Genomic DNA, 13,193 nt, shown 5'->3' with positions numbered 1-13,193 from the left:
CGGAGCTCGTCCTTCCAGAGGTGGCGGACGTCCGCCTGGACGCCCTCGTCCCCGGTCCGGGCTCTCGAACCGAACCGGTTCAGCAACCGTACGTCGGGTCCCCGTGCGGGCGCTACCCCCACCGTCCCCGGATACGCTCCGGACGTGACCCACGGGCTGACCGAGGCCGAACTCGCGTTCCTGCACGAGACCTTCGACCTCGCCCGGGAGGGAGCGACCGCCGCCCTCGCGGCCCGCATCGACGCGGGTGTGCCCGCCGACCTGACGAACTCCGCCGGTGACACCCTGCTGATCCTCGCCTCCTACCACGCGCACGCCGAAGTGGTCCGCGCCCTGCTCGACCGCGGCGCCGACCACGCCCGCGTCAACGACAAGGGGCAGACGGCCCTGGGGGCGGCGGTCTTCCGGCAGTCCCGGCCGGTCGTGGAGATGCTCCTCGCCGCGGGGGCGGATCCCGCGCTCGGACGGCAGTCCGGACTCGCCGTGGCGGAGGTGTTCGGCCTGCCGGAGATGACCGAGGTGCTCCAGCGGCACGTCTGACGCCGCACCTGCGGCCGTCTGGCCGTCGTTGAGCCGCACGTGCGGGATATCATCGTCAGGTGCCCGACTACCGCATCCGCGACGTCGCCGACCTGCTCGGCGTCTCCGACGACACCGCCCGGCGCTGGGCCGACAGCGGCGCGCTCCCGAGCAGCAAGGACGCCTCCGGCCGGACCGTCGTCGACGGGGCGGCGCTGGCGGCCTTCGCCGTCGAGAACGCCGCCGGAGCCGCGACCGACACGACGACCGTGGCCCGGTCGGCCCGCAACCGCTTCGCCGGCCTCGTCACCCGCGTCGTCGCCGACGGGGTCATGGCCCAGGTCGAGATGCAGTGCGGACCGCACCGCGTCGTCTCCCTCATGAGTTCCGAGGCGGCCACCGAACTCGGCCTGGAACCCGGCAGTCGCGCGACCGCGGTCGTCAAGGCCACCACCGTCATCGTCGAGACCCCGGACGGCCGCTCGTGAGGCTCCGCGCGCTCCCGGGTCTCCTCGTGGTGGCCCTCCTGGCGGCCTGCGGCGCGGGCGGCGGCTCCGCGACCGGTGCGACGAGCAATTCCCCCGCCGAACGGACCCTCACGGTGTTCGCGGCCGCCTCGCTGAAGGGGACGTTCACGAGGATCGGCGAGGAGTTCGAGGCCGCCAACCCCGGCGTCCGCGTGACGTTCTCGTTCGCCGGTTCCTCCGACCTCGCGACGCAGATCGGCGAGGGTGCCCCCGCGGACGTGTTCGCCGCGGCCGACGAGAAGAACATGGCGAAGGTCACGGGTCAGTCCCTGACCGCGGGGGATCCGGTGGACTTCGCCACCAACGTACTGGAGATCGCGACACCGCCCGGGAACCCCGCGGGGGTCCGGAGTTTCGCGGACCTCGCGCGTCCCGGTCTGAAGGTCGTCGTGTGCGCCGCGCAGGTCCCCTGCGGGGCGGCGACCGAGACGGTGGAGAGGTCGACGGGTGTGACGCTCGCCCCCGTCAGCGAGGAGAACTCGGTGACGGACGTCCTCGGCAAGGTCACCGCCGGCGAGGCCGACGCCGGCCTCGTGTACGTCACCGACGTGCGCGGCGCGGGCGACGCGGTGACGGGCGTGGAGTTCCCCGAGTCCTCCCGTGCCGTGAACACCTACCCGGTGACCGCGCTGAAGGACGCCGCCGACGCCTCGCTGGCGAAGGGTTTCGTCGACTTCGTGTCGGGTCCGCAGGGGCGGGACGTGTTGCAGGACGCGGGGTTCGGCGCGCCGTGACCGCCCGGAGGGTTCCGGTCCGGCGGGGCGGTGCGGTGGAGGGGAGCGTGCTGCCCCGCTGGGTCCTCGTCCCCGCGGCGATCGGGCTGCTCCTGTTCGTCCTGCCCCTGCTCGGGATCCTCTCCCGGGTTCCGTGGTCGAGGTTCCCGGCGCTCGTCACGTCGGACTCGGCCCTCACCGCGTTGCAGCTGAGCCTGCGGACGGCGTCGGCGAGCACGGTGCTCTGCGTCCTGCTCGGCGTGCCGATGGCCCTCGTCCTGGCCCGCGGTCGCGTCCCCGGGGCCCGGGTGCTGCGCTCGGTCGTGCTGCTGCCCCTCGTCCTGCCGCCCGTCGTCGGCGGGTTGGCGCTGCTGTGGGCGCTCGGCCGTCGCGGGCTGCTCGGCCCGACCCTGTCCGTGCTGGGCGTCGAGGTGGGTTTCACCACCGCGGCCGTGGTCCTGGCGCAGACGTTCGTCTCGCTGCCGTTCCTCGTGCTCAGCCTGGAGGGGGCGCTGCTCACCGCGGGCGACCGCTACGAGTCCGTGGCCGCGACGCTCGGCGCCCGGCCCGGACGCGTCCTGGTGCGCATCACCGTCCCGCTCGTCGCGCCTGGCCTGCTGTCCGGTGCGGTGCTCGCGTTCGCCCGGGCGCTGGGGGAGTTCGGCGCCACGCTCACGTTCGCGGGCAGCCTGCAGGGGGTGACCCGCACGCTGCCGCTCGAGGTGTACGTCCAGCGCGAGACCGACCCGGACGCCGCGGCCGCGCTGTCGCTGCTGCTCGTCGTGGTCGCCGTGGTGGTCGTCGTCGCCGTCCGCGGCCGGCGGAGCACCGTGTGACGCTCCACCTCGACGTCCGCTTCGCACCGCGCGACCTCGACATCGCCCTCGACGTCGCGGCGGGAGAGGTCGTCGCGGTCCTCGGGCCCAACGGGGCGGGGAAGTCGACGCTCCTGGCGCTGCTCGCCGGGCTGCTCCGTCCGACGTCCGGACGCATCGAGCTCGGCGGCACCGTCCTGGCCGACGTCGGGGGCGCGGGTCGTGGCGTCTTCCTGCCCCCGCACCGGCGCGGGGTCGGGCTGCTGGCCCAGGAACCGTTGCTGTTCCCCCACCTCGACGTCGCCGCGAACGTGGCCTTCGGCCCGCGCAGTGCCGGTGCGTCCCGGGCGCACGCCCGCGCCCGCGCCGCCGACGTGCTCGCGGAGGTGGGGATGGCCGGGTTCGCAGACCGGCGACCGCGGGCGCTGTCCGGTGGTCAGGCGCAGCGCGTGGCGATCGCCCGCGCCCTGGCTGCCGACCCCCGCCTGCTGCTGCTCGACGAACCTCTCGCCGCGCTCGACGTCGCCGCCGCCCCCGAAGTCCGGCAGGTGCTGCGCCGCGTCCTGGGCCGGGGTGAGCGGTCCGCGGTCCTCGTCACCCACGAACCCCTCGACGCGCTCGCGCTCGCCGACCGGGCCGTCGTCGTCGACGGCGGCCGCGTGGTGGAGGAAGGGCCGGTGCAGCAGGTGCTCACCGCGCCCCGCAGCCGTTTCGCCGCGCAGCTGGCCGGCCTGGACCTGCTCCCCGGCGTGTTCACCGCCGACGGGCTGCGGACCCCCGACGGGGGGCTGGTCACGGGGTTGTCCGGCGACGGGCCGGCCGCCCCCGGCCGCCCGGGGGTCGCCGTCTTCAGCCCGTCGGCCGTCGCCGTGCACGTCACCGACCCCGGCGGCAGCCCGCGCAACCGCTGGGCCGCGACCGTCGCCGACGTGAGCCCGCGCGGTGAGGTGGTCCGGGTGCGGGCCCGGTTGAACCCGTTGCCCGAGCACGACGTGCTGGCCGACGTCACCGTCGCCGCCGCGGCGGAACTCGACCTCGTGCCGGGGGCCGCGGTCCACCTGGCGGTCAAGGCCACGGCCGTGAGACTGCATCCCACCGTCGAGGGGGAACGAGTGCCGTTCCGGTAGACGTTCGGTGGACGCGGCTGCCCCCGGTCGGCCCCTAGGTTCGGGCGGGTGCTCGTCCTCGACACCATCACCCGCCGCTTCGGGGAGCGTCTCGCCCTCGACGACGTCAGCCTCAGCGTGCCCGACGGCCGCATGGTCGGTTTCGTCGGTGCGAACGGCGCCGGCAAGACCACCACCATGCGCATCGCCCTCGGGGTCCTCGCCGCCGACTCCGGGTCGGTCACGTTCCGCGGGAAGACGCCCGACCTAGCGACCCGCCGGCGCTTCGGGTACATGCCCGAGGAACGCGGCCTCTACCCCAAGGGCCGGCTGCTGGAGCAACTCGTGTTCCTCGCCCGCCTCCACGGCGTGGACCGCGGGGTGGCGACGCGTCGCGGGCAGGACCTGCTGGACCGCCTCGGCCTGGGCGACCGGTCCCGCGACAAGCTCGAATCGCTGTCGCTGGGGAACCAGCAGCGCGTCCAGGTCGCGGCCTCCCTCGTCCACGACCCCGAACTCCTCGTCCTCGACGAACCGTTCTCCGGTCTGGACCCGCTGGCGGTCGACGCGATGGCCGACCTGCTGCGGGAGAAGACCGCAGCGGGCGTCGGCGTCCTGTTCTCCAGTCACCAGCTCGACCTCGTCGACCGCCTGTGCGACGACCTCGTCATCCTGCACGCCGGCCGCGTCGTCGCGTCCGGGGAACCCGAGAAGCTGCGCCGCCAGCGCGCCGGGTCGCGGTACGAACTCGTCGCCGAGGGGGACCTCGGTTGGCTCGACGCTGTTGCCGGTGTGCGGATCGTCGACCACCGCCGGCACGGAGTCGTCCTCGAACTGTCCGGGGCGCCCGACCTCGACCAGACCGTGCTCGCGGAAGCGGTCCGCCGCGGTCCGGTGCGCTCGTTCGCGCCGTTGCTGCCCTCGTTGTCCGAACTGTTCCAGGAGGTGTCCCGGTGAGGGGTCAGTGGCGGATCGTCGCCCAGCGCGAGATGACGGAGCGGCTGCGCGACAAGGGGTTCATCTTCTCGACCCTGTTCCTGTTCCTCATCGTCGCCGCCGCCGCCGTGCTGCCGGGGGTGTTCTCCGGGGGAACGGACGACTACGACGTCGCCGTCACCGCGGACTCCAAGCCCCTCGTCGCGACGGCCCTGCCGACGGAGGACTCCGGAACCCGGATCCACCTGCGCGACGAGGCCGACGTCGCCGCGGCCGAGGCCGCGGTCCGGGCCGGGGACGTGGACGCGGCCGTCGTGGTCCAGGGGGGCACGGCGTCGATCGTCGGCGACCGCAGCGTGTCCGACACCCTGTCCACCGTTCTGCGCAACCGCGTCAGCACCGCCCAGACGGTGTCCGGGTTCGAGAGCCTCGGCGTCAGCGGCACCGACGTCGGACGCGTCCTGTCCCTGCCCCCGCCCGCGACCCGCCTGCTGGCCCCGAACGCCGTCGACCCGATCACCGTCTACCTGCTCGGCCTGGCGTTCGCGATCATCTTCTTCCAGATCGTCATCATCTTCGGCTACTCCATCGCGCAGAGCGTCGTGCAGGAGAAGCAGACCCGCGTCATCGAACTGCTCGTCACCACCGTCCCGGTGCGGCAGCTGCTCATCGGCAAGATCGCCGGGAACGGGTTGCTCGCGTTCTGCCAGGTGCTCCTGCTCGTGGGGGCCGGGGTGGGCGCGTTGTCCGTGGCGCAGCCGGACCTGCTGTCCTCGATCCCCGGGATCCCGTCGGCCGCCGTCTGGTTCCTCGTGTTCTTCGTCTTCGGGTTCGCGATGCTGTCGTGCCTGTGGGCCGCCGCCGGCGCGATGGCCAGTCGGCTCGAGGACCTGCAGTCGACCGCGACGCCGGTGCAGATGTTCGTCATGCTGCCGTTCTTCGCCACGTTCTTCACCAACGACCCGGGGACGCTGCAGACCGTCCTCAGCTACGTCCCGCTGACGTCGCCGATGGTCATGCCGAAGCGGGTCGTCCAGGGCGACGTCGCGCTGTGGGAACCGCTGGTCTCGCTCGGGATCATCGCGCTCACCGCCGTCCTCTTCGTGAGCATCGCCCGCCGGTTGTACGAGAACAGCCTGCTGCAGACGGGACGGTCCCTCGGGCTGAAGTCCGCGTGGCGGAAGGTGGCCTGACACCTGGCAGGATCGGCGGGTGCCGGAGCAGCAGGGGGAGCAGCGGGTCGTCGGTGTCGGGCCCTGGGAGGGGCCCTGGCCCGACGACCCGCGGTTCGACCCGGAGCTGCTCGCCGAGGGTGACCGCCGAAACGTCGTCGACGAGTACCGGTACTGGTCGAACGCCGCGATCGTCGCCGACCTCGACACGCGGCGGAACCCGCTGCACGTCGCCGTGGAGAACTGGCAGCACGACGCCAACATCGGCTCGGTCGTGCGGACGGCGAACGCCGTCAACGCCGCGGGCGCGCACGTCGTGGGTCACCGCCGCTGGAACCGGCGCGGCGCCATGGTCACCGACCGCTACCTGTCTGTCCACCACCACGAGGACGTGGCGGCGCTGGCCGCGTGGGCGGCCGACCGTGGACTGCCTGTCGTCGGCATCGACAACGTCGAGGGGTCGGTGCCGCTGGAGACCTACGACCTGCCGCGCAAGTGCGTCCTGCTCTTCGGTCAGGAGGGCCCCGGGCTGACCGACGAGGCCGTCGCCCACTGCGTCGACGTGCTGGCCATCGCGCAGTTCGGGTCGACGCGGTCGATCAACGTCGGGGCCGCCGCCGCCGTGGCGATGCACGCGTGGGTGCGGCGGCACGTCTTCGGGCAACAGCCCTGAACGCTGGGCGGGCCGGTGGTCAGACCACCCGACGCCCTGCGGCCTCGGCCGGGCGGGGACGGTCCTCCGGATGGGCCCGCACGGCCAGGATCGCGCAGTCGTCCTCCGGTGAGTCCCCGACCAGATCGACCACGACGCGGTCCAGCAGTTCCTCCACCGAGAGGTCACGGCACGAGCTCAAGACCCGACGCAGGTCGTCGATGCCGTCCTCGAGGCTGCGGCCGCGGTGCTCGATGAGGCCGTCGGTGTACAGCAGCACCGTCGACCCCGGCGGCAGCGCCACGAGGTGGTCGCTGCGCTCGGCGTCCGGCAGGAGTCCGATGAGCATCTCCGCTTCGCTGGTGAGCACCTGCGTGGACCCGTCAGCCAGCAGCAGCAGGGGCGGCGGGTGCCCGGCGTTGGTCCACCGCAGTCGACGCAGCCCGCGTCCACCGGCAGCACCGGCCTGCGCGGTGTCGGCGGGGACCTGCTCGATCCGGCCCAGGACGAGCGTGGCCAGGCCGTCGACGCCCAAGCCGGCCAGAGCCCGGTCCAGACGGGTCACCACCTGGGCGGGGGGTTCGTCGCGGTCGTAGGCGAACGCCCTGAGCAGTCCGCGCATCTGGCCCATGTGGGCGGCCGCGGCCATGTCGTGACCGGTGACGTCGCCGATGACCAGCACTGTGGACCCGTCCCGCTGGACGATGGCGTCGTACCAGTCCCCGCCCACGTGCTCGCCGGCCGCGGCAGGTACGTAGCGGGACCGGAGTTCGAGGTGGTCCGGCTCGGGCAGCCGGGTCAGGAGCGACCGTTGCAGCACCTCGGCGGCGCTCCTGCGTTCCGCGGCCAGCACCGCGCGCTGGACGGCCTGCGCGGTGTACCGGCCCAGCGCTTGCAGCACCGCTCGATGTCGACTGGAGAAGGGGCGGGGCTCGGCCCAGGACAGGAAGACCGCCCCGATGACCTCGCCGGCGCTGATGAGGGCCAGGCTCGCGCTGGCTCCCACCGTTGCGGGCCCGACGTGCGCGGCGGTCACGGGATCCGCTGCCCGCGACGCGGTGCCGTCGCCGGAGAACACCGCCGCTCGCTGGCGCACCGCCTGGGCCGGAGGGACGTCGTCGCCCCAGCCGATGCGCGACCACACTCCGTCGGCGGGGGTAGGGGCGGCGGCGGACCTCACGAGGTCCAGCCGAGTGCGGGCGGCATCGGCCAGCAGCAGACCGCTGCCGGTCGCGCCCAGTTCGACGGTCACGACGTCGGCGATCGTGGCGGCGACCTCCGCCACGGTGGTCGTCGCCGTCAGGGCCTCGGACAAGGTCAGCAGCAGACGCCCTGAGCGGTCGGCGTCCTCGGCGGCGGTCTGCGCCTGGCGGGCTGCGTCCAGGCGCTCGTCGGTGTCTCGCCGTTCCCGGGCGCGCTCGTGCCGGGCGAGGACGTGAGCGGTGACGTCGCTCTGCAGGCTGATCCGGTGAGCGGTGCCGCCGTCCTCGTCCAGGACGGGGAGGACGGTGAGGTGGTTGTAGAACGCCGACCCGTCGCGACGGTGGGCCAGCAACGTCTCGCGGATCGCGTCGGCGGCGGGTTCCTCGGCGGGTACTGCCCCACGGGACGTCCGGACGAGGTCGCCACGCAGTCGGGCCAGGGCGTGCGGGTCCGTGTCGGGCCCGGTCCAGAACAGCAGGTCGCGGCCGACGGCGTCGGAGGAGGTGCAGCCGGTCAGCTGGGTGAAGGTGGACGAGACCCACACCAGGGGGTCCCCCTCGACGGTGGGGTCGGAGAGGGTCAGGGCCAGGCCGCTGGACAGGACCGAGCCGTGGTCGCGGCCGGCCCCTGCCCGGGTCCCGTAGGCGTCCGGGAGGTCGACAGGCACCAGGACGAGCAGCGACCGGGTCTGCAGTGGCGGCGGTGCGCCGTGCAGCGGCGCACCGGTCGCCCACAGGGCCTCACCTGCGTGGGCAGCGACACGGTGCAGGAGGGCCGTGGTCTGCTGCCCGGGCTCAGGACCACCCGCGGCCACGCGCAGCAACGAGGTGCCGTCCCGGCCGTCGAGCCCGCCCGGGGCGGCCTCCAGACCCGCTGCGCGGGACCAGTCCTCCACGGCCGCTGGAAGGTGCAGACCCGGGGCCAGCCGGCGGGCCGCGTCGTTGCCGGACAGCACCTGCTCGGCGACGACGTCGACGACGAGCACTGCCACCGGGCCCTCGTGGGCGACGACCGGCAGGTCCAGTCGACCCGGCACCCTCGCGGCCCCGTCCACCGGCCTGCTGTCGGCGTCCTCGCCCTTCCCGGGCCACTGGCGCACCAGCCCAGGGTAGCCACCCGGCGACCGACCGACCGGCGTCGGCGGCTTCGCCGGGAAAGGCCGACGTCCCGGCGGCTCGACGGGCCGCGCGGGCGCCGGTGCCGCACACTGGTGGGACACGGAGCCGTGGGCACCACCCGGTGGGTCAGAGCGTGGCCGGGAAGGCATCGTGACCAGCAGGCGTGCGCGCGTCGTCAGGACGTCGCCAGGAGCACCCGTGACCGACCCCACCGTCACCATCGTCGTCTCCCGCGTCCTGCGGGGCCGGAGTTGGGCTGAGCACGAGGCTCGGGTCAGCGCTGATCTACGTCGCCGGGCCACTGCCAGAGCCGTCGAGGCGGGGCTGTCGCCCGGCGACGTCGGTGACGTGGTCGTCCTCGCCGGGTCGGACGGTCTGTGGGCGCGCCTCACGTGCACCGCCACCGCACGTCCCCACCAGCGCGCCGGCGCGAGCTCCGAGGAGGGGGCTGATGGAGGGGCGTCCGTCGGCCCCGCCCACCCGGAGGACCTCTGACGCGGGGTGTGACCGGCGCCCACGCCTCGGCAGCCGTCGTGACCGGCGGTTCCGGGGTCCGCACGTGCGTCGGTGGGAACACCTGCCGGCGAGGAGAACGACCACCAGTGGACGGGAACAGCGCGCGATGGAGCTGCACAGCAGTACGCGAGGGAACGAACGGACCGTCGTCGTCGAGGGGGTCGTCGGCCCGGCGGAGGTGCCGGAGTTGCTCGCCGAGTTGTTGGCGGCGGTGCAGGACGGTGGCGGACACGACGTGCTGCTGGACGTGAGGGGGGTTTCCTCGTTCGCGGACGAGGCACTGACGGCCTTGACCGCGGGGAGGTCTCGTGCCAAGTCGTTGCGCCACCGTATCGTGGTCGTCGACGACCGGGAGGGTGAGACGGCGAAGAGCCTGCGACGCAGTGGACAGGTCTTCCGGTTCCCCGTCCACCCCGACGCCGGGAGTGCCAGTGCCGCTCTGGAGGCCGACCGGGTTTCGTTGGCCGCGACGAACCCCCTGCAGGCGGCGGACGGGCCCGCTGCGACGACGGTGCGAGCGCTGCGTGGGGCAGGACCGCGGTGAGGCTCCTCTGTGCGGAGCACCTCGCGGCCGACGGTTCCGAACTCGACGCGGTGACCGTCTGGGCCGGTCGCGCTGTCTGCCGGACGTGCCTGACCGGCCTCAGCGACAGGTCGACGACCGACGCGTGGGACCTCGAGGAAACGCGTGCGCGAGACCAGCGTCGCGCCGTGGACGACCTGCGTCGGTTCCCCCGTCCGGAGCGCTGAGCGCGAGAGGGGGCGGCCCAGGGCGCTGGGGGACGATGGTGTTCCGGGGCTGAGCGTGGTGTGATGGACGTGCTCAGGGGTACATCGAGAGCCGTCGATGCGTGCTTGGACATCAGACCGGTGCGCGGGACGACCGTCGCGTGCTGGTGTCGGCACCGTGACGAAGGGTTTTCCCGTGTCCTCACCGATCGTCCTGACGCAGCCGCGGGAAACCGCTCGGCTGACTGGTCCGCAGCAGAACGCCTCTCCGGTCGCCGTGGACGTCCTCGAGGACGAGGACGACGGTCCGATCGCGACTCTGGACACGGTCGGATCGAGCAGCGACCCGGTCAAGGACTACCTGCGGCTCATCGGCAGGGTCGCCCTCCTCACCGCCGAACAGGAGGTGGATCTCTCCCAACGCATCGAAGTCGGCCTGTTCGCAGATCAGAAGCTCTTGGCGGGTGACGAGCTGGACCCGGTCCTCGCGCGCGAGTTGCGATGGATCAGCGAGGACGGCCGCCGGGCCAAGAACCACCTCCTCGAGGCCAACCTGCGCCTGGTGGTCTCGCTCGCAAAGCGGTACACGGGTCGGGGGATGCTCTTCCTGGACCTCATCCAGGAGGGGAACCTGGGGCTCGTACGAGCCGTCGAGAAGTTCGACCACGCCCGGGGTTTCAAGTTCTCGACGTACGCGACGTGGTGGATCCGGCAGGCCATCACGCGGGCCATGGCGGACCAGGCGCGCACTGTCCGCCTTCCGGTGCACGTGGTGGAGCTCATCAACCGGCTGGCACGCTTGCGGCGGCAAGTGATGCAGGACCTCGGGCGCGAGGCCACCGTGGACGAGCTCGCCGAAGGGCTCGACACGACCCCGGAGAAGGTCGCCGACCTCCAGAAGCACGGCCGTGACACGATCTCGCTGCACACCCAGCTGGGGCAGGACGGGACCTCGGAGTTGGGTGACCTCATCGAGGACGCCCACGCCGTCGACGCACTGGCTGCCGTCACGTTCACGCTCTTGCAGGAGCAGGTGCGCTCGGTCCTGGACACGCTGTCCGAGCGCGAGGCCGGCGTCGTCTCGATGCGCTTCGGCCTCGTCACGGATCGGCCGATGACGCTCGACGAGATCGGCAGGGTCTACGGGGTCACGCGTGAGCGGATCCGGCAGATCGAGTCCAAGACGATGTCCAAGCTGCGTCACCCCTCGCGCTCCAACGTGCTGCGCGACTACCTGGAGTGAGTCGACGCCGGCGGACGTCCTCCTGCGAGCTGGACGTCACCGCGTGAGACCCGCTCGGCTCCCAGCGCCCGGACGACGAACGCCCCGGGCCCGGCCGAGGCCGGACCCGGGGCGGGTCACGTCTGCGGGCGCTCAGGCCCGGGGGTGCGTCAGGGCAGGACGAGGACCTGGCCGACGCGGATGTGCGCGGGGTTGTCACCGATGGCGGCGCGGTTGGCGTTCCACACGGCCACGTAGCCGCCGGCGACACCGTTGTTGACGGCGATCCGGTACAGCGTGTCGCCGGGGGCGACGACGTGGGTGCGGGCGCTCGCCGGAGCGGACTCGACGACCGGCGCGGGGGCCGGAGCCGGCGCCGGGGCGGGAGCCGGGGCGGGGTGCAGCAGCGCCGCCTCCATGCCGACCGGGTCGGCCGCGCCGCTCAGGCCGAGCTTGCGGGAGCAGGACGGCCAGGCGCGCCAGCCCTGCTTGGCCAGCACGCGCTCGGCGACGACGATCTGCTGCTCGCGGGAGGCCAGGTCCGCGCGGGGGGCGAACTGCCCGCCGCCGAAGCCGGTCCAGGTGCGGGCGCTGAACTGGACGCCGCCGTAGTAGCCGTTGCCGGTGTTGATGTGCCAGTTGCCGGTCGACTCGCACTGCGCGAGGCGGTCCCACTCCTGCACGGGGGCCGCGGAGGCGCTGGAGACCGGGGCGAGCAGCGCCGCGCCGGCGGCACCGGCCGCGGCGGTCGCGAGCAGGCCACGACGGACGAGCTTGGTGTTGCTGGGCGCACGGTGGCGCGCGGGGGCGCGACGGATCGCAGACATGTGACCTCCAACGCCTACGAGGTCAGCTGTCGGGTTCGGGTCGAAGGTGTTTGACCCGGCCGCGTGGGCGCGGCTTCACCCCGAGGACTCCCGCCGGAGCGGTCGTCCGAGGAACGTGTGGGTCCCCCGCTCCTGCCCACGGGCTCTGCTTCCGGCGCGGTGGGCAGGACTCGGCGTTCCGCGGCCGTGTCCCCGGGGTTCCCCGGGAACGTTCCGACGGTAACGGCTCAGCGGCCTGGCGTACACCGTCCCGCGACCTGCCCGTGACCTGGACCCGCGGCACTGAGCGGCCGCAACCGCTCGTTCGTGACGCAGATCACGCGCGGGGCCGGGTGTCAGCTGTTGGCGAGCAGCTTCGCGACGGCTTCCTCGATGCGGGTGGTGAAGTCGCCGGCGCGTTCGCCCTCGCGACCGTGGAGGGGTTCGCCGAAGGTGACGTGGATGTCCGGCCGGCCCTTGACGGGCCAGTTCTTCTTCGGGGGCATGGCCTCGAAGGTGCCGCGCAGCGCGATCGGGACGACGGGCACACCGGCGTCGAGCGCGAGGTAGGCCGCCCCCTTCTTGAAGGGCCGCATCTCGCCCGTGTAGCTGCGCCCGCCCTCGGCGAAGATCACCAGGCTCCAGCCGTCCGCCAGCAGCTGGGAGGACGGGTTCGGGCCCCGACCGCCGCGCCGTTCCAGGGGGTAGGTGCCGATGACGAGGCCCGAGGGCGCCGCGCGCCACCAGACGTCGAAGAAGTAGTCCGCGGCCGCGGCGATGGCCACCCGGCGGCGCCGGCGCGCCCCCAGCGCCTCGAGGATGACGGGCGCGTCGAGGTGGGAGGAGTGGTTGGCGACCAGGACGGCAGCGGTCCCGAGCCGGTCCAGCGCCTCGACGTTGTGCACGTGGATGCGCACCTGGGACTTCATGAGCGGGGTCATCAGACCGCGCTGCAGGGTGGCGCGGACGGCCGTGGCCGGCCCCGAGCGCACCCAGTCGTTGCGGTGGACCGAGCGGCCGCCCTCGTCGGGCTCGGACGGTCCGGTGGAGTGCTTGCGCAGCAACGGCAGTGCGCGCACGATCCGGGTCGGTCGCGGGATCCCCATCAGCCTCGCCATCCTTCGGTCCTCGACACACCGGCGGTCACTGGCGGTGCGGA

13 protein-coding genes, 1 pseudogene and 1 riboswitch are annotated in these 13,193 nt (G+C 73.3%); of the genes and pseudogenes, 11 read left to right on the top strand and 3 right to left on the bottom strand.

The window, feature by feature from the left end:
• Nucleotides 1-144 precede the first annotated feature (144 nt).
• From AB1207_RS03840 to AB1207_RS03805, 8 genes are read left to right on the top strand one after another with little or no spacing between them, the layout of a single operon-like run.
• Complete coding sequence (locus tag AB1207_RS03840; protein WP_367636458.1) at nt 145-540, top strand: ankyrin repeat domain-containing protein; 396 nt, start codon at nt 145-147, stop codon at nt 538-540.
• Between the two features lie 59 nt (nt 541-599).
• On the top strand, nt 600-1,007 hold the full coding sequence (locus AB1207_RS03835; RefSeq protein ID WP_367636457.1) for a TOBE domain-containing protein: 408 nt from the start codon (nt 600-602) through the stop codon (nt 1,005-1,007).
• Nucleotides 1,004-1,780, top strand: a complete 777-nt coding sequence (modA, locus tag AB1207_RS03830) for a molybdate ABC transporter substrate-binding protein (protein WP_367636456.1) — start codon at nt 1,004-1,006, stop codon at nt 1,778-1,780. The genes AB1207_RS03835 and modA overlap by 4 nt, the downstream gene beginning before the upstream one ends.
• A gap of 47 nt (nt 1,781-1,827) precedes the next feature.
• The gene (locus AB1207_RS03825; protein ID WP_367636455.1) at nt 1,828-2,595 is read left to right on the top strand and encodes an ABC transporter permease; all 768 of its coding nucleotides are present in this window, start codon (nt 1,828-1,830) and stop codon (nt 2,593-2,595) included.
• Nucleotides 2,592-3,701 (top strand): sulfate/molybdate ABC transporter ATP-binding protein, encoded by a 1,110-nt coding sequence (locus AB1207_RS03820; protein ID WP_367636454.1) that lies wholly within the window; start codon nt 2,592-2,594, stop codon nt 3,699-3,701. Before AB1207_RS03825 ends, AB1207_RS03820 begins: the two co-directional genes overlap by 4 nt.
• A gap of 48 nt (nt 3,702-3,749) precedes the next feature.
• The gene (locus tag AB1207_RS03815; RefSeq protein WP_367636453.1) at nt 3,750-4,637 is read left to right on the top strand and encodes an ABC transporter ATP-binding protein; all 888 of its coding nucleotides are present in this window, start codon (nt 3,750-3,752) and stop codon (nt 4,635-4,637) included.
• Nucleotides 4,634-5,809, top strand: coding sequence for an ABC transporter permease (locus tag AB1207_RS03810; protein WP_367636452.1), 1,176 nt, complete (start codon nt 4,634-4,636; stop codon nt 5,807-5,809). The genes AB1207_RS03815 and AB1207_RS03810 overlap by 4 nt, the downstream gene beginning before the upstream one ends.
• 19 nt (nt 5,810-5,828) lie before the next feature.
• Nucleotides 5,829-6,461, top strand: a complete 633-nt coding sequence (locus tag AB1207_RS03805) for a TrmH family RNA methyltransferase (protein WP_367636451.1) — start codon at nt 5,829-5,831, stop codon at nt 6,459-6,461.
• A gap of 19 nt (nt 6,462-6,480) precedes the next feature.
• On the opposite strand, the gene AB1207_RS03800 is transcribed toward AB1207_RS03805, so the two are convergent.
• On the bottom strand, nt 6,481-8,742 hold the full coding sequence (locus AB1207_RS03800; RefSeq protein WP_367636450.1) for a SpoIIE family protein phosphatase: 2,262 nt from the start codon (nt 8,740-8,742) through the stop codon (nt 6,481-6,483).
• Nucleotides 8,743-8,959: 217 nt separating this feature from the next.
• Between AB1207_RS03800 and AB1207_RS03795 the strand changes: the two genes are divergently transcribed.
• From AB1207_RS03795 to AB1207_RS03785, 3 genes and pseudogenes are all read left to right on the top strand, one after another.
• Entirely contained in the window at nt 8,960-9,256 is a 297-nt protein-coding gene (locus AB1207_RS03795; protein ID WP_367636449.1) for a hypothetical protein, read from the top strand.
• Nucleotides 9,257-9,383: 127 nt separating this feature from the next.
• Entirely contained in the window at nt 9,384-9,821 is a 438-nt protein-coding gene (locus tag AB1207_RS03790; protein ID WP_367636448.1) for an STAS domain-containing protein, read from the top strand.
• 453 nt (nt 9,822-10,274) lie between these two features.
• A pseudogene (locus AB1207_RS03785) lies at nt 10,275-11,249 on the top strand (RNA polymerase sigma factor); the annotation flags it as partial.
• Nucleotides 11,250-11,398: 149 nt separating this feature from the next.
• On the opposite strand, the gene AB1207_RS03780 reads toward AB1207_RS03785, so the two are convergent.
• A complete protein-coding gene (locus AB1207_RS03780; RefSeq protein ID WP_367636447.1) occupies nt 11,399-12,055 on the bottom strand; it encodes a transglycosylase family protein in 657 nt (218 codons plus the stop codon).
• Nucleotides 12,052-12,222: riboswitch (cyclic di-AMP (ydaO/yuaA leader) on the bottom strand. Its footprint overlaps the gene before it by 4 nt.
• Before the next feature lie 168 nt (nt 12,223-12,390).
• Nucleotides 12,391-13,152 (bottom strand): lysophospholipid acyltransferase family protein, encoded by a 762-nt coding sequence (locus AB1207_RS03775; protein ID WP_367636446.1) that lies wholly within the window; start codon nt 13,150-13,152, stop codon nt 12,391-12,393.
• Between the last annotated feature and the right edge of the window lie 41 nt (nt 13,153-13,193).

It is taken from the genome of Kineococcus endophyticus (genome assembly GCF_040796495.1).
Classification (GTDB): Bacteria; Actinomycetota; Actinomycetes; order Actinomycetales; family Kineococcaceae; genus Kineococcus; species Kineococcus endophyticus.
This window is presented reverse-complemented; position numbering and strand designations above follow the sequence as displayed.